The sequence below is a fragment of the Chlorogloeopsis sp. ULAP01 genome, assembly GCF_030381805.1.
Lineage (GTDB): Bacteria > Cyanobacteriota > Cyanobacteriia > Cyanobacteriales > Nostocaceae > Chlorogloeopsis.
Genome location: NZ_JAUDRH010000006.1, coordinates 87,843 through 107,490 on the forward strand (window position 1 = coordinate 87,843; position 19,648 = coordinate 107,490).

The window sequence follows — 19,648 nt, forward strand, 5'->3', positions numbered from 1 at the left end:
TAAAGGCAAAACACTAGTATTTTAACTGTGTGTAGCCTTATACTCCAAAAACATTACAGTGTTTTTTTGTGAGACAACTGAACTTTAATACCAAAAACCATGAATATAAATTGGCAAAGTATAACCCAAGTGATGGGATCTGGTTTGTGGATTAGGGGAGAGACTTTCTTAGCACAAGTACCAACATTACCACCACAGCAAGATGCCAGAATAAACGCTTATGTGCAAAACACTTTCCAACAAGTGACTGCATTTCTGCCTCGTTTGTTGGGGGCGGTATTAATTTTATTAATTGGTTGGTTAATTGCGGCGATCGCAGCTGCGGTGACACGAAGTCTTCTCAATCGCACACAGCTAGATAACCGGATTGCGGCTGGAGTGATGGGGCGTGAAGAAGGCAGAGAACTTCCCAAAGTGGAAGGTGTAATCTCCAGTATTGTATTTTGGGGTATTCTGCTCTTAACGATCGTTGCTGTTTTAGACACTTTAGAGCTGAGAGTAGCATCTCAGCCGCTCAATGCTTTCCTCAACCAAATTGGCGATTTCTTACCAAGGCTGGTAGGTGCAGCAATATTTTTGGCAGTGGCTTGGTTAATCGCTAGTTTAGTCAAGCTAATTACAATACGCGGATTGCGGGCATTTAGAGTAGACGAACGTTTAAATCCACCACCGCAGGATGCTGATGCAACAGTTAGGCAGAATCGGTTGCCTCTTTCTGATACAATTGGCAATGCTCTGTACTGGTTCATATTTTTGCTATTTTTGATCCCAATTTTAGATACTTTGGGATTGCAACAAGCATTACGTCCAGTAGAAGTACTAGTAACAGAGATTATTGCAATTTTACCGAACATCCTGGGAGCGGTGCTAATTGCAGTAGCCGGCTGGTTTGTGGCGAATATAGTACGGCGCATTGTTACAAATTTGCTGGCAACAACAGGAATCGACAATTTAGGAAGTCGATTTGGACTTTCACGCACTGCCACAGTGCAATCTCTTTCCTCAATTATCGGTACGATTGTCTATGTCTTGATTTTAATTCCTGTGGCGATCGCGGCGTTGAATACCTTACGCATTGAAGCGATTTCGGTACCAGCGATCGCAATGTTGCAGCAAATTCTCAATGCACTTCCCGCCATCTTCACAGCCATCGCAATTTTAATTATTGCTTATTTTGTTGGACGGTTTTTGGCGGATCTTGCCACCAGCATTCTGACAAGTATAGGCTTTAATAACATTTTCTCGATTTTGGGTTTTCCATCACCCACCAGAAGAGTTGTTATTTCAGCAGAAGAACCAACAACACCAACTGCAACCACTCGTACCCCATCAGAAATTGCGGGTATTGTCGTATTAGTTGGTATTATGCTGTTTGCAACTGTGGCAGCAGTAAATATCCTCAATATTCCAGCGCTGACTGTACTAGTGACAGGTATTGTTATTGTTCTGGGGCGGATTTTGGCAGGATTGATAGTATTTGCAATTGGTTTGTTCCTCGCGAATCTTGCCTTTAGTATTATTACCAGTTCCGGCAATGCCCAAGCTAGAATTTTAGGACAAATCACGCGAATTGCCATTATTATCTTGGTTTCGGCAATGGCATTACAACAAATTGGTGTCGCTCCTGATATTGTTAACTTAGCCTTTGGATTGCTATTGGGTGCGATCGCTGTTGCTATTGCTCTTTCCTTTGGTTTGGGTACTCGTGATATTGCCAACCAGCAAGTTAGAGAATGGCTGGATTCTTTCAAAAACAGAGGTTAAATCTAGTAACTGTCTATTACTTCTAGCGCTAATATTTCAGTAGGGACGCAAAATTTTGCGCCCCTATTTTTATTTTTCAATGGCGATCACGCTCTAAATAGTGAATAACTTTTTCGAGATACCAATTCCCAACATGGGGCGATTTTCTTAATTAAAGCATCAGAAAATCTTCGTATTTTAATTTAAGGAATAGGCAAAGCTGCCAAATAGTTGTGAAAGAACTGGTCAAAGCGCTAGAAAATGACTAGAGTGAAAGACGAAATTTAATCACTAGCAGGTAATAGATAATTAAATTCTCTATTGCTTCAAAGGAATCACTATGATGAATAAAATCAATCAGGTGGCAGTCGTTGGTGGAACCCACGGAAATGAATTAACAGGGGTGTATTTAATTAAAAAATTTGAGCGATTTCCCCAGCTAATTCAACGGTCTAGTTTTGAAACTTTAACTTTATTAGCCAATCCCCAAGCCTTTGCAAAAAATAGGCGTTACATAGATAAAGATTTGAATCGTTGTTTTCTCAATCAAGATTTGCAAAATTCAAGTCTTTCCAGTTATGAGGATGTTCGAGCAAAAACTATCAACCAAATGCTAGGGCCAAAAGGTCAATCTCAGGTAGATATAATTGTAGATTTGCACTCTACAACTACAAACATGGGGTTGAGTATAATCCTGGATACCCAGCATCCTTTCATGATGCGATTAGCTGCTTATCTTTGTTCAATAAATCCCTTAGTTAAGATTTGTTGTCCACAACTTGATCAAGAAAGTTCCTTTCTTAGATCTTTATGTAAATTTGGCTTTGTGATTGAAGTTGGCCCTGTAGCCCAAGGAGTACTAAATGCAGATTTGTATCAGAAAACAGAGCAACTTATTTATACAATTTTAGATTATTTAGAAGCATATAATCAAGGTTTAATTCTATTTGAGCACAGCACATTCACCCTTTTTGAATATATCGAAACTATCGACTATCCCAGAAATGAAAAGGGAGAAATTCAGGCAATGATTCACCCCCATCTTCATTATCGAGACTATAAATCTCTTCATCCTGGTGATCCGATATTCATAACTTTTGACGGGAAAGAAATTTTGTATCAAGGAAAATCAATAGTTTATCCAATTTTTATTAACGAAGCAGCTTATTACGAAAAGGGTATTGCTATGTGTTTAACCAAAAAGCAAGAGGTTACAGTTTAGTTGAGTACTAAACCATATAAAACCTTTCTCGACATTAAGTAGGTATACATAATTAAATGTCAGATGCTGACTGAAGAAAATTACTCCAAAAAGGCTTTTTCCTTCTGCCTTCTGCCTCTTTGAAGTTTGGAGCCTCCTTGTGGAGGAGCAACGCTTTCGGAGGAAGCCTCCGCTCCAACTTCTCTGTGCCTCCTGCCTTGAAAGTCACCTCACCCCCTGCCCCTCTCCTTAGCAAGGAGAGGGGTGTCCGACAGGACGGGGTGAGGTTTTTCATGCCTGGCGATAAAACTTGTTTCATTGGGACTGCCTTCTACTGAAAAAATCTAATTTCTCTTGATTTTTGTTCGTAATTCATCTTTAATTCGGTTGAGAATCGAATTTTCATCTAGTGTTGCCAATATTTTATTAATCACTGCTTTTGGCCCTTCTGGCCCCCAAGTTGCTCCATTAGCTAAATAAGCTTTGGTTACTTGTCCAATTCCATAACAAGAAACACCACTTACTGCCGCTTGTGTTAGCGCCACCGACAGATAGGGAGCAAGAGAAGCACCTCCGGTTGCTGGTGCAGAGATGCCAAGTAAAGTTTTCAGAGAACTTAAACCCAAATTTGCTAAAAGTTCGCTGGCACTAATACCGCCCATACCGAGAGCGATTTTTTGAAGTAATTTGACAGCACCTGTTTCTGTCATGGGAATACCGTAGAGTTTAGATAAACCCAAAATTAAGACAACATCAATTACTGCACCGCTAAGAATATCAACAACAGTTAGAGGATTGAGAGCGATCGCACAAGCTTTAGTCATTACCGCCTTCCAAATCAACTGATTGGCAGCATTCTCCCGAATTGCCAACTTGCGCTGCACCAATTGCTCATTCACGTTGTCGGCATAAAGCATGGTGTTGAGAGCAACTAGGGCTTTACCTTCGCGGTGGAGAATCTCCAAAATTTTCAGCTTCAGTTCCTCCATTTGGGCATTACCCTGACGCATTTGCAAGCCTCTAGTACCATCAGCACGATAAACCACTGTCTTGACTAGTGGTGATGCTGCTGCCATCACAATTTCATCCGGAGAGAGTAACTCCCGCACCCGCTCATCCCGGATTTTTTGATAAATTGCCATGCGATCGGCTTCTGGATACTGATCGACTTTATTAAACACGAGTAATATAGGTTTACCCGCTTCCCGCAATTGAGAAAGGGCTTCGTGTTCGACTTTCGTCATATCGCCGGCAATGACAAACAAAATTAAATCTGCTTGTTTTGCCACCTGTTCTGCTAAAGCAGCACGAGTTTCGCCATCAACTTCATCTAATCCCGGAGTATCAATCAATTCTACTTGCGAGTTACCAGCTCCTGGTAAAGTGACTCTTAAGGCGCGTTCTGTTTCGCCAACAGCCTCCTCAGTGATAGTCCAATTCACTCTTTGGGCAGTGCGGGTAACACCGTGTAAAGGCCCCGTTTCAAACACCGTTTGCCCAACTAAAGCATTTAACAGAGAAGACTTGCCCCGCCCCACCATACCAAAAGCAGCAATCTGTACTACCATGCGGTCTAACTTACCCAACATGGTTTCTAAATCGCCGATTTCTACCTCCAATCCTGCTTCTTCTTCAGAAGTGAGGTCAAAACTTGCTACCAAATTTCGCAGTGCTGTTTGTGCCTGTTTGTAGTTGAGTTCTGCCTGAATGTCTTCAAAGCTGAAAATGGCATTATCCAATTCCTTCTCCCAATTCAGGGAATTTGCATCCGTTTTGGATGCAGCACTTTGATCGGGATCTGGTAGGGGCAATGTCGAAGTCATAACAAATTTGAATTTAAGATTTTGGTTTTTAAAGTTTGAGATTAATGTCCTTTTCAATCCTAGTAATTTTTAGCAACAAATTGGGAGAGGGGACAAGGGGACATGGAGACGCGGGACACGGAGACGCGAGACACGGGGACAAGAGAGCAGGGGGGCAACAGGTGCAGAGGAGATGGGGAAGATGGGGAGAGAACAACTAACCACTAACCACTAACCACTAACCAATGACCAATGACTAACTACAAACAAGTGTCCAAAATGAACTAGAGTGAAAAATGCATTAAGTATAGTACTGACTTGACAAAATCACCTGTGCGAAAAATAGTAATTGCTGGAAACTGGAAAATGTTCAAAACCCAGGCAGAATCCCAAGAATTTTTAACGGGATTTCTGCCTACTTTAGAAGAAACTCCACAAGACCGAGAAGTGGTATTGTGTGTTCCTTTCACTGATTTAAACGTTTTGTCCAAAAGTTTGCATGGTAGCCGCGTACAGCTAGGGGCGCAAAATGTCCATTGGGAAGATAGTGGAGCCTACACGGGTGAAATTTCCGGACTGATGTTGCAAGAAATTGGCGTGCGTTATGTAGTTGTCGGTCATAGCGAAAGGCGACAATATTTTGGAGAAACGGATCAAACCGTTAACTGGCGTCTGAAAGCAGCTCAAAGGAATGGTTTGATCCCGATTCTGTGTGTAGGTGAAACTAAACAACAACGAGATGCGGGGGAAACGGAAGCACTGATTACTAGCCAGTTGGAAAAAGATTTAGTAGATGTGGATCAAAGTAATTTGGTAATTGCCTATGAACCGATTTGGGCGATCGGTACCGGTGACACTTGTGAAGTTACCGAAGCCAATCGAGTCATCGGTTTAATTCGCAGCCAATTAAAAAACCCCACTGTGACAATTCAATATGGCGGTTCAGTAAAGCCGAATAATATTGATGAAATCATGGCTCAACCAGAAATTGATGGCGTTTTGGTGGGAGGAGCAAGCCTTGAGCCTGATAGTTTCGCCCGGATTGTAAATTATCAATAGATTGTCAAAAATTGGAACCATTAAGGCACAAAGGTACGAAGGCTCAACATCAAGGTAGTGACTACTATTGTTTTGGTGTTTTCTTTGAGTCTTAGTGGTTTTTCTCATCCTAAAAATTTTGCTATGCCAAAGCCAAGCAATTTAACAATTCGCGATCGCACCTTTGAATGGGGACAGCGAACTTATTTAATGGGTGTTTTGAACGTCACACCCGATAGTTTCAGTGATGGTGGCAAATTTAACTCTACTACTGCTGCTCTAGCCCAAGCACAAGCACTGCAAGCTGCTGGAGCAGATATTATTGATGTGGGTGGCCAATCGACACGACCAGGAGCAGAACAAATTACCGTAACTGAAGAACTAGAGCGTGTTTTACCTGTTATACAACTACTGCGTCCAAAAATCACTTTACCAATTTCTGTAGATACAACGCGAGCAGAGGTAGCAAAAGCTGCTATTCAAGCGGGTGCAGATATAGTTAATGATATATCTGGAGGCACCTTTGACTCCGAAATGTTACCAGCCCTAGCAAAATTAAACGTGCCAATTATTATCATGCATATCCGTGGTAATCCGCAGACTATGCAAAAGATGACAGACTATCAAAATTTGATGGAGGAAATTTCTAATTTTTTGGCTGGGCAAATTGCAACAGCTACTGCTGCTGGTATTGATTCAGAGAAAATCATTATCGATCCAGGTATCGGTTTTGCCAAGAACTACGAGCAGAATTTAGAAATTTTTCGCCGCTTGCCAGAATTACGAAAACTCAACTGTCCAATTTTAGTAGGGCCATCCCGTAAAAGTTTTATTGGTCGCATTTTAGAGCAACCAGATCCAAAAGCACGAGTATGGGGAACGGCAGCGGCATGTTGTGCTGCTATCTTTACAGGAGCTGATATTCTCCGAGTTCACGATGTTCAAGAAATGCGAGATGTCTGCTTAGTTGCAGATGCAATATTCCGACACTCTTCACCACTCTAGTTGTTGGACTAAGTAGAACCATGCTCAGATGGCTTGCCGTTGCCATTCTCTTTAGTTGCTGCCTCGGCAATCACCTCTTTCATCAAATCACCACTTTTGCCTGGATCTACAAAGACGACTTTGGCATTTTCGCTTTCACCTAGCCTGTAGCTAGCATTAATATAATCTTGGGCAACAAGATAGCGTAAAATTTCCTTGCTTTCAGGGCTAGTACGCAATGCCTCAGCAATAATCTGCATCGAAGTCTTAGTTCCTTCAGCTTTCTTAATCGCGGCTTGTCGTTCTCCTTCAGCTTCTAAAATAGCAGCGCGACTTTTAATTTCTGCGGCTCTTTGCTCTTCCATAGACTTGCGCACACTTTCAGGCGGTGTAATCCGTTGAATATCTACTCGCAGAACATTAATCCCCCATGTTGTTGTCGTCTGATTTAATTCATCCAATAAGGCTTTATTCATCTCTGCCCTAGAGGCATTAGTTTCTTCCAAAGTATTCTGGGCTATAACTTCTCGGAGTGTGGTTGTAGCCAGATTGTTCAGCCCTTGTTGTAAATCGTCAATTTGGTAAAAGCTTCTCTCTATATCAACAATGCGCCAGTACACCACTCCATCTACTTCCAAATAAATATTATCTTTAGTAATGACATTTTGCGGTTTGATATCTAAAACTTGCTCCCGTGTAGTATCTTCCATCACAATTTGATCTACTAAAGGAACAATAAAGTTAAGCCCTGGTTTAAGTTTGCGATGATACCGTCCTAAACGTTCTACAAGGGCTTCATTCCCTTGATTAACAAGTTTTGCAGATCCTAAGGCATAGCCTATAAGCACTAAGACTATAGCAATGATTGGCTCCATGTATACTCCTACTTAAGCTTTTGGAAAATTAACTTTACGGACTCAATTCTACTTTGTCCTACCTTTCAGTCTAGTGGGTGGAATGTGTAATGTTATTATCACAAGCAGCGCACTTAGGCAAGACTGTTTAGCGAATATCGAAGATGCGGACATTGTGTTAAGAAATATCGATATGAAAGCACTATTTTAAAAATTTACTTTACTCTAAAGCACCTAATTATACTTATAATCTCGTAGTATCTCGGAGTGAATTATCATTACTTAACTGATGTGGGTGCGGCGAAACTAAAAAATAGCAGGAGGTAGAGCAGGTAAGTCTTTGGGGGAAATATACAGCAAACATACAGAGCCTTTTCGCTGCAATGAAGTTGTTGTGCCGTGAATACCATCGGCTACCTTAGTATTTATCAAATAAAAATGACTCACCCTCAAGATACAGATGAATCTGTTCTTTAACGATATACGGCACGCTTTCCGAAATCCACTTATGCTCAAGTGGATTATGAACATGAAAAGAAAGCACTTCAATCAGCGCCATGATAAAGAAACCTTCTGTAATCTGTAAGTAGTTTTCAGGGAGCTTACGGATATCTTGATAGCCTTCAAAAAAGGAAGGTCTGACAGTGGGAAGTAAATATTGAAGCGTACTTGCAATATCGTAAAGATAGTATCCAAAGCCACAACGAGCGAAATCGATTGGACAGAATTCATCGTTGTACAATAGATAGTTGCCTTCATGAAGGTCAGCGTGAATCAACCCCCAGATATTTTGCTCCTGACCCAGTGTTTCTATCATCCCTTGAACTTGGCAAACCGCTACTGAGAGAGTTTTGTAATTTTCTGCTGAAATCAATTCTTGTAATACTGCTGGATAAAGTGCCGAGAGTGCTGCTTGCAGTCGATTCCGATCGTAGGCTGGGCGAACAAAGTTTTGTGGCAGTTGCCACTGACTACTATGCTGATGCAATCGAGCTAGTAACAAACCAAGTTGGTAAGCCTGTTGTGGAGTTAGTTGTGCGTTAAGAATGTTGCCATCAATCCAATGCAGCAGTGAACAATAAAACACTTCTACGGTCTCATCTGCCAAAACCTGAGTGAGCCATCTACCCTGTAGATTTTTTACTGGCTCCTGTACAATAATCTCTGTGTCATTACGCAAAGCAGCCAGCCACAGAAGTTCTGATTCAATCACCTGTGGTCTTTGCCATACATCGCCTTGGAGCGTAGATACTGGTCGATGAATACGCAGAAGAAATTTTTCCGCTTGTGTCTTTATGCAGAAGGTTACGCTTCCACTATGACCTAAAAAACAACGCTGTCCTTGAGCCATACCATATTGGGTAAGGGCAGCTTTCGCGATGTCGTCATAGATGTTATACTGCATTTTTCCATAACGCCCTGGTATACATACTCTAACCTTAACTTTCACCGATTAGCTTGCGACTGTGCCGTCAACGGCATGGTTGAGCGGCAGCAGATAACACGAACTCAATATTAACTGATATCTTGTAGAGGCTCTACCTTATTCCGTGACACGAGGGTATTTGGAGGTTGGACAGTTCTAGAGCAAATAGGCCGTCTATTTAATACTTTAGTGGTGAAAGACCGTTGGCAACGTCCGGTGTTGCTGTCTAGAAACCAATGGAACGTGGATCGAGTCCTTGCAGAGCATCTAGAACTGGAGTTAAGTACGATCGCTCTACCCTCACAAACGAAAATTTTTAAGCAGATTGCTATTTTCAAAAAGGAGGAATATATGCTCACCAAATCTGTTATTCTCTCTCATCGCAGCGAATGGGTTGAGTGGCATCTTACTCCCAGAGGCTGGGAACGAGGAACCGAAAAATGCGACAATCTCGCTCACCTTATAAAAGTAGAACCTCCCGAAGACAGGGTTTTAACGTGCAGATATCATCAGAATATAGCTGTTAATTCTATCTGGTTGCAGACACATATTAGCGAGATTTGGAAATCTGCAAACCAAGAAATAGTTAATGAACTGTTAGAAAAGTTTGGTTCTTGTCCGCAAACTATATAAATCAGGTGTTGCTGATTTCATGGTGTGAAAATAATTTTGTGTAATGGCAAACCCTTGTACCAGACACGATATATCGCGTCTGGTACATTCAGTAACGCTATCTTGTTTAACCCAGACACTTCTTAAAAAAAGCTAACACTGTGTCTGGATGATCTACCACGTATTGATAAGCACCAAAACGATGATTTGTCTCAGGATAAAGGGGTTCTACAGCGTTGGGTGTGGCTGCTACCATACTGGCTACATCAGCAACGCTACCCCATTTATCCCCTGTTCCTTGGACATAAAGTACAGGAGTATTACGCGCCCCAAAAGCAGCGTAGACGGGCTGGAGATAATCAGTTTTGGGAGCGCCGAATAAACGATAAAGAATTTCTATAAAGATGTTAATTAGTTTACCTATCGTACCGTATTTATCGGTACGATAACGTTCTCCAAACAGTGATGAGGTATTGGGCTGAACAGCAATAGCAGCTTTAATGTCTGTGGTTTCGGGCAGTGTATATACTACAGTGTTTCCTCCCATAGAAAACCCAATAGTGACAATCCGGTTCGGATCTACTTCATGTCGGCTTTTCACATAGCGGATCGCTCCCAACAAGTCACGTTTTTCAAATAAACCATAGGTAACTGGCACCCTGGCTGCACTCTCACCAAAATTACTTAAGTCAAACATCAGTACGTTATAGTTCTGCTCGTGCAATGCTTTGGTTAGGGGAAACAGGTTAATTGGCTTACTCCCTGGTAAGTCTCCGAGTGGATCTTTAGCTTTAGTACCTATACGATTCCAAGGCCAGCCATGTAAAATTATCGCCACGGCGGATGGAGTTGACGCTGCGGGAATAAACCAACCTTTGAGACGTATCCCATCAAGAGCCGGGAACTCCACATCTTCATAGCTTAACCCTAATTCTTGCTTAGGATTTGTCCACAGTCGTTGTCGCTTTGGTGAAATCACTAACCGCGCTGAGTTAGCGATCGCTAAAACTAATACCAAAAAAACTATCACAATCAGCCAGATAAATATATTCATAGAAAGATAATGAAATTTTAAGTACTCAGACAGAATTAATTACGCCCATTGTTTTCCTCAACCCTGTCTTTACGAATGAATTTAATTTTGCCTAGCTATTTATGACTTACTATTCAGACTCCGAGTGATTTTTACTACCATTTTTCTCGGTGTAAATCTGACAGCTTCAGCAAATAACTTGTTTTTCAAGCCAGGAATAACAACAGTTTTGTTAGACATCAAGCCGTGATAGCCGATCTTGGCTACAGTTTCCGCATCCATACTTTTTTGGCTACTAAAGAGCTTTGATTGTTCCATTGCAGCTCTTTGTTGAAAACTAGATTCTGTCGGTCCCGGACACAATGCTGTTACAGTCACACCTGTACCTTCTAATTCGTTAGCGATCGCTTCCGAAAACGACAAAACATAGGCTTTAGTTGCATAATAAACTGCCATGAGCGGCCCTGGTTGAAAGGCAGCCCCAGAAGAAACATTCAAGACTTTGCCATAGCCTTGCTGCACCATATCCTTGAGAAATAATTTAGTTAAATGGGTGAGGCTAACCAGATTTACTTGTAGTAATTCTAGTTCTGATTTGAGGTCAGTTTCGTGAAAAAAACCATAGGAACCAAAGCCAGCATTATTTACTAGTACATCTACTTTGATTCCAGCTTGTTGTAGTTCTGTGAAAATCTCTGTGGGAGTTGTTGGTACAGATAAATCTTTAACTATAGTTTCAACTTTTATACCTGATTTTTCTGTAAATTCCTTGGCAATTTTCTTTAGTTTTTCCTCGCTTCTAGCAACTAACACTAAGTTATAACCATCGAGCGCAAATAACTTGGCTAATTCGTACCCAATTCCTCCAGATGCCCCAGTAATTAGAGCAGTTTTTCCCATGTCTAAATGGTCTGTTTTGTTCATAAAACAGAATCTTCTTTGTTATTAAAATTCTTGGATTGATGAACTTCGTTATAACCTAAAAAATACTAACTACGTAATTTGTAAAGTAAATATAAGAATATTCAATTTTGGCAAGGTTATGGACTGCGCTCTACCCGATCTGCTGTAAAAGTTGGCAGTTCGCTAATCATTTTCTACTTGGGGACAAAATCACATCATTCAAACTCCTGCGCCCCCAATGCTATTAAGGCCATTTTCTCAGCCTCAGTTAAGCCAGTAACACCTGTAATATTCATACCCTCATATAGTCTAGGAGGTTTGAGTGTTTTCAAGCACTCACCCGTGCTTACATCCCAAAGTTTAATCGTTTCATCTTCACTACCACTTGCTAAAACTTGTCTACTTTGCAAGCTGTCTTCGTGTTGAATAGCGATCGCATCACCGTGCGGAGCAAAAACAACTGTCAGCACTGTGGCAGTGTGTCCTTGTAAAGTTTTAACGCACTGACCAGTTTCGGTATCCCACAGTCTCACTGTTTGGTCTTCACTGCCACTCGCGAGCAGGTAGGCATGATTGCTATTTCCTGTCTCCTTCAAAGAGGCTACGTTCTGGGGTATAGCAACGCTTGCACCAACGGAAGACTTTACTACGTATCCTCGTGGAGCAAAGGCAACAGACCAAATTCGGCTTGCGTGTCCAGTAAGCGTTTGCAAACACTGACCTGTTTTGACATTCCATAGTCTCAAAATCCCATCTTCACTGCCGCTAGCGAGAATGTGACCATCTGGACTAAAAGCGACGGAAAGTACAAATCCAATATCTCCACCGAATGTTTGCAGGCATTCACCGCAACGAAAATTCCATAGCTTCACAGTCTGATCTACACTACCAGTAGCAAGCATTTGACCATCTGGACTAAAAGCAATGGAAAATATCCAATTGAGATGACCTTGCAAAGTTTTGATGCATTGACCCGTGTTTATATCCCATAGTGTTACGGTTTGATTGCAACCGCTACTAGCAAGGATGCGACCATCTGGACTAATGGCAACAGAACGTACCTGACTGCTTTCCTTTTGGAATGTTTTCAAACCTCGACCAGTGCTAATATCCCACATCTTCGCAGTATAGTCATCGCCGCCACTAGCGAGAATATGACCATCTGGGCTAAAAGTCACGGCTCGTACTTGGCTAGTATGTCCCTGCCAAGCTTTGAGCAAATGTCCCTCACAAACGTTCCATAACCTTATTGCTGTGTCTTCACTACCACTGGCAAGGGTATTACCATCCGGACTGAAAGCAACAGAAAATGTTGAATTGGTGTATCCTTGTATCGTTTTTAGGCATTGACCTGTACTAACGTCCCACAACTTAATAGCACGGTCATCGCCGCAACTGGCAAGAATTTGGCCATCGGGACTGAAAGTGACTGAATATACCCGACTAGTATGCCCTTGCAAAGTTTGAATGCATTGACCACTGCCAAAATGCCATAACTTAATAGATTGATCTAAACTAGCACTAGCAAGGATTTGTCCATCTGGACTTAAATTTACAGATACTACCCAGTTACTGTGTTCTTGCAATGTCTGAATACATTCACCAGTGCTAACATTCCACAAATTAATGGTACAGGCATCGTCGCTACTAGCAAGGATTTGACCATCTGGACTGAAGGCTATAGACCAGATCTGACCTATCTGCTGTTGTAGAGTTTTCAAGCTTTGGCCTGTGTTAGCATCCCACAATCTAACTGAACTGTCAAGACTGCTACTGGCAAGAATTTGACCATCAGGGCTGAAGACCACAGTCCCCACCCAGTTGCTGTGTCCCTGCAATGTTCGACAACATAGACCTGTATTAACATCCCATAGTTTTACTGTTTGGTCTGCACCACTGCTAGCAAGCATTTGTCCATTTGGACTAAAAGCGACAGACCAGACACTATCGGTATGTCCATGAAACACCCTCAAGCATTCACCTGTGTTGACATCCCATAGCTTTACTGTCCGGTCGAGACTAGTACTAGCAAGGGTTAGACCATCTGGACTAAAGCAAACAGTCCATATCCAACGGCTGTGCCCTTTAAAGGTCAAAAGTTGTTTAGTATCTGCAACTCGCCACAAGTGAATCTCTCCATCAGCAAAACCCGCTGCCAAAAGTTTGCCATCTGGGCTAAAATTCACCGACAAAACACTACTGAAGGTTTGAGCAAAAACAGATTTGCTCAGATCGGCGTGGGCAAAATTCACTTGGTGTAAATTTACATCTTGCAGATATGCCTGCCAAACTGTGAGGTGAGAAAAGTCATAACCAGTTAAATTGAACTTCAACTGATGCAATAAGTTAATGATATTTCCACATTCGTATTTTGGTGAGTAAGTTTCATTTTCACTACTGCATAAACGCAGTTTCATTAAAATTTGCTTCAGCTTATTTCCTAGGTTTTCTCTAGTTCCAAATTGGGTGCTAAGTTTAGTGGCAAGAGGTTCTAAAATTAGGCGAATTTGACACTGTCTAATATAGTCTGTTGCCTGAGCTTTCAGTAGTGCGTGCTTCCTGAGTAATTCAAAATTTCCTGTAATAATCTCTTCATAAGCCTGCTCGATTAATCGTTCTGTCATGTACTCCATGACAACTGGTTGTTGTGTAAAGCCAATGGAGTTTTTTTCAATTAGCGATCGCCTCTGTAAAGACGCTAATGCCTCTAAAATTTCACTCGTGCGAACGTTAGAGACTATATCTGCCTGCAATTGCAAGAATGAAACTGGCTCTCTATTGATTGCCAACCAGTACATCACCTCTTTTTCTAACTCTGATAGACGGTTAAATTGCCGTTCTAAGAGGTTGCGAATATCATCAAAAACCAACGTCCCTTGCTTCAACAATTCCAAGAATTCAGAAACCCTGCCATCAAAAAAATCTCGAATTGCCGCAGCCACCATTTTCAAAGCCAAGGGATTACCAGCGTAATGCTCAATTAGGTAACTCCACTCAGATTCTGATGCCCTAAAGTTACCTTTTGCTTGAAAAATTTTCTGTCCTTCTGGGATCTCTAAACCAGCCAGTGGTAACGAGCGAACGGGAAGTGTTTCACCCTCCTTTACTGCTAAACTTTTAGGTTTTTCTCGACTAGTTAGTATTAAACAACTGCGATGGGGTGTTTCTGCCACAAATTCAAAAAATTGACCATAGCCTTCATCTCCTTGTCGGTAAGAACCTGTGTGTTCACCTTCATGTAGAATCGTTTCAGCATTATCTAGTACCAGCAAGCAGCGTGAGGAGCGTAAAAACTCAAGTACCCGCACTAGTTTACTGCCTATAGTTTCTGGTAAATTAGTTTCCTTTCCCTGAGAGAAAAATTGAATTAGCTGTGCTAGCAAATCTTCAATCGGTGGGGCATTGCGGAGACTGCGCCAGATTAAGTACTCAAATTTACTCTGAATCTCTTGTGCTAATTTTACAGACAAACCAGTTTTACCAATGCCGCCCATGCCAAATAGCGTCACCAGTCGGCAGCGATCCTTTAATATCCATTGCTTGACAAGAGCTAGTTCTTCAGTGCGGTTATAGAAAATAGAGACATCAATTGCCTCGCCCCAATCTTGGTGTGGACGAGTAGTAATAGACATGGTGATATTTCGCTTCGCGAATGTCTCATCTTCAAACTCTTGTATATCTTTTAACCCGTTAATTTCAGGGTTATGACCGTTCATTACGGAGATCGTCGGCGCTGTAGCTGATACTTGAGTTTGGTGGGCGTATCGCTTCAAAATTGACTGAAAATTATTTTTAGTTACCTTCTTATTCAACGCTTTTGAGAGCGACTGCCATAGTTGAAAGCCAACTTGCTTAATGTACTCAGGCTCATAGCCAGCACTTGCAGCCATCTCTGAATAAGATTGTCCTTCCCAAGATAGGCGCAATACTATTTCTTGCACTTTGTTTAGGCGATCGTAGTCTAGAACTTTTTCTACGAGTTCTAGCACTTCTTCAACATTCATGAGCAAGGATTTTAAAGGAATCTTTTTTAAGTTTTTTCTAATAGTCAGGTTAAAATATGCAGTTAAGATTTTATCAACTGCATATTAGCCTTTAAAGTAATCGCTTTTCTATCGAATTATCAAAATTTTGTAATCCTTTTTCCAGAAAAATCAAGGTTTTGACTACTTGTTAAGTTTACAGATTCTTCCATTCAACTATTTTCTTTAGTAATACATCTTTATAAATTTTATAGTAGTTTCTCATTTGATTAGAATACACTTTTGTCTGTTTTTTGCTCTTTGCAGGATATCTTAAAGTCTTAAATAGTATTTACTTCGAGTGAAAACAGCGATAAATGACTTTTTGGTAACTTTTTCTTACTGTTAAGCTGAGAAATGAAAGATATAGTGTGCTAACAATAAACAAAAAATGCAATCTCTATTTTAAGCTAAAATTGAGTAAATTTGTTCAAAATAATCATCAAGGAATTAAAAATCACAAATAAACGCAGATATAGTGTTATAAATGCATTTTAATTTGAAGATATTCATAGGCTAGTTATAACTAGTTACAAGTTAAAATTATTGCCAGTAATTTGGCTTATTCCTAAAGATATACTCTATAACTACATAGTGGCGGTCAGAACAAAAAACCTACTTGCATTTACGAGTCTTATCTGAAAATTATTTACCTGCACTTTCATAATTAAGTGGAGATTATTCTATCCACTAGCCTTATTAAGCGGCACTGGATAAACGGCTTATTTCACTGCCGACTTCCAAGACGATAGTTTCTGAGGTTTTTCGCCCTATCCCAGAGAAATAAACCTCAAAAGTTTCAGCACGGGCTTAAAAGAGTTATGGTTTTGAGATTAAGTTAGTAAAAAATAGATATTTATAACTATTTTGTGACTTTCCAATAACTATTTTGTGACTTTTTCTAACTGTTCAACCCGGTAAATTGCAGCTAATCTTTTTCTAAAAGCAGTTAATATGTAAAATCTATTACATAGAATCTTCTAAGCTCAAGCAGCTTTGGAAAAGGTTGATTTTAATACTGCTTTATCCTTTAGTCATTAGTCAGGATTAATACGATATGAATAAGGTAGGGAAGATAGAAGCTTTATTAATAGGAGGACTTGTTTTTAGTGCTGCTCCTGCTATGGCACAACTTCCTACATTTAGTGGCCCTTGGGTAGTTAAGTTATGGGGAGATTCTACTCGTGCTCAGGTAGGAATAGATTATTGTCTTGCTTTCACTAAAGTTGCTGGTGGTGTAGCTGGCTCACCTGATGGTGGAACATTTACCTCCCGCAATATAGCCAATTGGAATGGCCAATGGGTACAACAAGGTGATCGAATCCGATGGTGGGGGGCAATTGCTAAGACTGTTGCAACAAATTCGGAGGGAACGCTAATAAATCCAAATCTTGCGACTGGGTACTATTTACACTACAATCTACTAGATCCTGGAGAAGCGAATAAAGTATTTAGTATTGGTACTTGGTCAGCTCAACCAGGCACAGTTGGAACCTTTCCCTGTTAATTCAAGCCAAACGCATTAATTCATCAAGAACTAGAGGGACAAAGGTGATGGGGAGAAGAAACCCCACACATTTATGTAGAATATGTGTTCAGAACCTCGACTTTTTGAAAAAGTCGGGGTTCTATAGCCTTTCATAACTTGCGTGGCGGACTATTAGCTGCCAAGTACTCATACAATTTCCAATGCGCATCAACTTCAGCTTGCGCTGCTTCCAATAAGTGCTTGCAGCGATCGCATATATCCTTGCACTCGTGACATCTGAAGCAAATCACGCTGCTTCCTTGTTAGAGCGAGCAAAAAGCGATCGCTTATGTTACGTGCTAGTGCTCTAGTTCTCGTTACCAGGTTGAAGCTGGTAACAAGAGTTTCGACGCTGCCTCCAGGTTGTTGGTAGGAGTCTTGATGTGAATAAATAAACTGTTTGGTAGAGGTAAAAATCTTCCTGATTAGGTATTATATGACTCCGAAATCAGTCGTGAAAAGCTAGAACGATCACAAAACCTCTAATTATCAGAAGTTTATGAGAAGTTTATTGCAAATAGAAGCATCAAGTGACCTTGACTCACGCTCTAAAGAAAAAAATAGAGACTATGAAGATGTTCTAGTTGTCGGTCAGCCACTGTACATCTCCCTCAAAAATCTTGCGCCCTCTGAGGAGGCAATTGTGAGTTTCAAAACACGGGGAGAAATCGAAGTTTATTCTAACGTAAACCAACCTATTGCTATACAAACACCGATTCCTCTCAAGCAAATTCCAGAGATTACGCTTATAGCGAGAACCTTTAGCGATCAGCCAAAAGATCGTTTTTTACAAATAACCTTTGAAGATGATCATGGTTGTGAATTGAGTCAAGTGCGACTCCAACTAACTTGTCTGCGGATTTGTTTAGATGTGGATGCAGATCGAGATGGAATTATTGACGAAAATAACCCTGATAAAGGGGATTGGCAATGGGGAATTAATGGTCATGGTGCAGTCTTATTAGTAAATAGCGATCGCGATTTTGTTCATTCTGCTGATGAATATGATGGCGAAGATAACTATATCAAAGGACTGCTGGATCTAAAAGATTTTAGCTTTATGATTGTTCGCAAAGTTGGTTTAAGAGATTTACCTTTTGGATGCGAACTTTACTTGTCAGTGAATCAAGATACTGCCGAACGCATTCGCATTTATGACGAATTAGATAGAAGTGGTTATGAGTTAATTGACCCTGGAAAAACAAAAGCAAAAATTAGAAATACTGATCAGGATATAATTCTTGCTATTGAAGGATTAGCTTATCCCGATTTTGACTTTGATGGCATGATTGAGATTACTTTAAATCTCAGCAAAGATGGAAAAATCATCTACAGCGATCGCGTGATTTTTCGAGTTGCTCCCTGGATCATGACTCCTAATACTTTATCCCCAACTACTGTCTATGTTTCTCGTTTATCTGATGGACGTAACGAAGAATTTATTGAAGAGCTGAGAAAAGTTGTTGGCAAAGCTAATGCGCAACTAGAGCCTGTCCCTTTTGAGTTTCATCAAGATGATCCTTGGATGCGAGATGAAATTGAAATTGGTTACACTCAAACTCCAGGACACCTAATGCATGTAGTACTTGATTCGCCTCGCGATCGCGGATTAGTTCACTTTGCCAAACGCAAACTACTAGGAATTGACTTTGGTTATGTGACTCGTAAAAGTCGCCATCAACCCACCAAATTAGACTCTTTTGGAAATCTAGAAGTTTCTCCGCCAGTAACCGTAAAAGGTGTTAATTATCCCTTTGGACGTCTAATATTTGGGGGTACACGCAAAGAAATTATTCAAAAGCCACGTCGAATGTTAAGAGTCTTGCGAGACTTTCTTTACGCCCAAAAAATTCAAGCCCCCTTTGAAATTTTTTCTGACTGGCTTAGTGTAGGTCACATAGATGAATTTATGACCTTTGTTCCTGCTCCTAATCCTAAAGGATTTAAACTACTTCTTGCAAGCCCCAACAAGTGTTATGAGCTTCTCAAACGCTTACGAGACGAAGGACATTCTCAAGTATTATTGCGCCAAGGAAAACGACTTTATGGCAAACCTGCTGATATTAGTGTGATAGATATTCTTAACAATCAAGAATTAGCTAATCAAAACCAAAGATTTCAAGAACACATTAACTGGAATCGAGAGGTTTTGAAACAGGAATTAGATTTAGGTGAAGAAGATATTCTCGACATACCTGGTTTATTTCAAGATGATGGTGATGGTGATGGGCGAGCAGAAACTTTTTTTCCTAACATGGTAAATATGATTGTTCTCAATCAGCATCTTGCTATTCCCAAACCATTTGGCCCTAAGGTTAACGAGCAATGTCAATTTGAAGCATATGTGAAAGAAATTTTAGAACCTTTGGGTTTAGTTTGTCACTTTATCGATGATTGGGAGCCTTATTTTCGGGGAGGAGGGGAAATTCATTGTGGTACTAATGCATCTCGACAACCTTTTGCCCAAAAATGGTGGGAAATTGAGCCGATGTTCTTTTAGAG

14 protein-coding genes are annotated in these 19,648 nt (G+C 40.7%); 7 read left to right on the top strand and 7 right to left on the bottom strand.

Going from position 1 to position 19,648, the window contains the following annotated elements; genetic code table 11:
* Window positions 1–99: 99 nt before the first annotated feature.
* Together QUB80_RS13185 and QUB80_RS13190 are read left to right on the top strand one after the other, a co-directional pair.
* Window positions 100–1,764: a mechanosensitive ion channel gene (locus tag QUB80_RS13185; RefSeq protein WP_289789966.1), complete on the top strand. Its 1,665-nt coding sequence runs from the start codon at window positions 100–102 to the stop codon at window positions 1,762–1,764.
* Window positions 1,765–2,086: 322 nt separating this feature from the next.
* Window positions 2,087–2,965: an aspartoacylase gene (locus tag QUB80_RS13190; RefSeq protein WP_289790265.1), complete on the top strand. Its 879-nt coding sequence runs from the start codon at window positions 2,087–2,089 to the stop codon at window positions 2,963–2,965.
* Window positions 2,966–3,017: 52 nt separating this feature from the next.
* On the opposite strand, the gene QUB80_RS13195 is transcribed toward QUB80_RS13190, so the two are convergent.
* Window positions 3,018–3,263 carry a hypothetical protein gene (locus tag QUB80_RS13195; protein WP_289789967.1) on the bottom strand — a complete coding sequence of 82 codons (246 nt, stop codon included), beginning with the start codon at window positions 3,261–3,263 and terminating at the stop codon, window positions 3,018–3,020.
* Between the two features lie 25 nt (window positions 3,264–3,288).
* Window positions 3,289–4,767, bottom strand: a complete 1,479-nt coding sequence (locus tag QUB80_RS13200; RefSeq protein WP_289789968.1) for a GTP-binding protein — start codon at window positions 4,765–4,767, stop codon at window positions 3,289–3,291.
* Between the two features lie 312 nt (window positions 4,768–5,079).
* On the opposite strand from QUB80_RS13200, the gene tpiA reads away from it, so the two are divergent.
* Window positions 5,080–5,805: a triose-phosphate isomerase gene (gene tpiA, locus QUB80_RS13205; protein WP_289789969.1), complete on the top strand. Its 726-nt coding sequence runs from the start codon at window positions 5,080–5,082 to the stop codon at window positions 5,803–5,805.
* Between the two features lie 123 nt (window positions 5,806–5,928).
* Window positions 5,929–6,789 carry a dihydropteroate synthase gene (gene folP / locus QUB80_RS13210; RefSeq protein ID WP_289790266.1) on the top strand — a complete coding sequence of 287 codons (861 nt, stop codon included), beginning with the start codon at window positions 5,929–5,931 and terminating at the stop codon, window positions 6,787–6,789.
* A gap of 8 nt (window positions 6,790–6,797) precedes the next feature.
* Here folP and QUB80_RS13215 read toward each other — a convergent pair whose 3' ends face one another.
* Together QUB80_RS13215 and QUB80_RS13220 are read right to left on the bottom strand one after the other, a co-directional pair.
* Window positions 6,798–7,643 (bottom strand): SPFH domain-containing protein, encoded by an 846-nt coding sequence (locus QUB80_RS13215; RefSeq protein ID WP_289789970.1) that lies wholly within the window; start codon window positions 7,641–7,643, stop codon window positions 6,798–6,800.
* A gap of 397 nt (window positions 7,644–8,040) precedes the next feature.
* On the bottom strand, window positions 8,041–9,027 hold the full coding sequence (locus QUB80_RS13220; protein ID WP_289789971.1) for a phosphotransferase enzyme family protein: 987 nt from the start codon (window positions 9,025–9,027) through the stop codon (window positions 8,041–8,043).
* Window positions 9,028–9,240: 213 nt separating this feature from the next.
* Between QUB80_RS13220 and QUB80_RS13225 the strand changes: the two genes are divergently transcribed.
* The gene (locus QUB80_RS13225; RefSeq protein ID WP_289789972.1) at window positions 9,241–9,681 is read left to right on the top strand and encodes a hypothetical protein; all 441 of its coding nucleotides are present in this window, start codon (window positions 9,241–9,243) and stop codon (window positions 9,679–9,681) included.
* A gap of 106 nt (window positions 9,682–9,787) precedes the next feature.
* Here QUB80_RS13225 and QUB80_RS13230 read toward each other — a convergent pair whose 3' ends face one another.
* The 3 genes from QUB80_RS13230 to QUB80_RS13240 form a co-directional block, all read right to left on the bottom strand.
* Window positions 9,788–10,714 (bottom strand): alpha/beta hydrolase, encoded by a 927-nt coding sequence (locus QUB80_RS13230; protein WP_289789973.1) that lies wholly within the window; start codon window positions 10,712–10,714, stop codon window positions 9,788–9,790.
* A gap of 99 nt (window positions 10,715–10,813) precedes the next feature.
* On the bottom strand, window positions 10,814–11,617 hold the full coding sequence (locus QUB80_RS13235; protein WP_289789974.1) for an SDR family NAD(P)-dependent oxidoreductase: 804 nt from the start codon (window positions 11,615–11,617) through the stop codon (window positions 10,814–10,816).
* 194 nt (window positions 11,618–11,811) lie between these two features.
* Window positions 11,812–15,600 carry a WD40 domain-containing protein gene (locus QUB80_RS13240; RefSeq protein WP_289789975.1) on the bottom strand — a complete coding sequence of 1,263 codons (3,789 nt, stop codon included), beginning with the start codon at window positions 15,598–15,600 and terminating at the stop codon, window positions 11,812–11,814.
* Window positions 15,601–16,675: 1,075 nt separating this feature from the next.
* Between QUB80_RS13240 and QUB80_RS13245 the strand changes: the two genes are divergently transcribed.
* Together QUB80_RS13245 and QUB80_RS13250 are read left to right on the top strand one after the other, a co-directional pair.
* On the top strand, window positions 16,676–17,125 hold the full coding sequence (locus QUB80_RS13245) for a hypothetical protein (RefSeq protein WP_289789976.1): 450 nt from the start codon (window positions 16,676–16,678) through the stop codon (window positions 17,123–17,125).
* 520 nt (window positions 17,126–17,645) lie between these two features.
* The gene (locus tag QUB80_RS13250) at window positions 17,646–19,646 is read left to right on the top strand and encodes a protein-arginine deiminase family protein (protein ID WP_289789977.1); all 2,001 of its coding nucleotides are present in this window, start codon (window positions 17,646–17,648) and stop codon (window positions 19,644–19,646) included.
* Window positions 19,647–19,648: the final 2 nt, after the last annotated feature.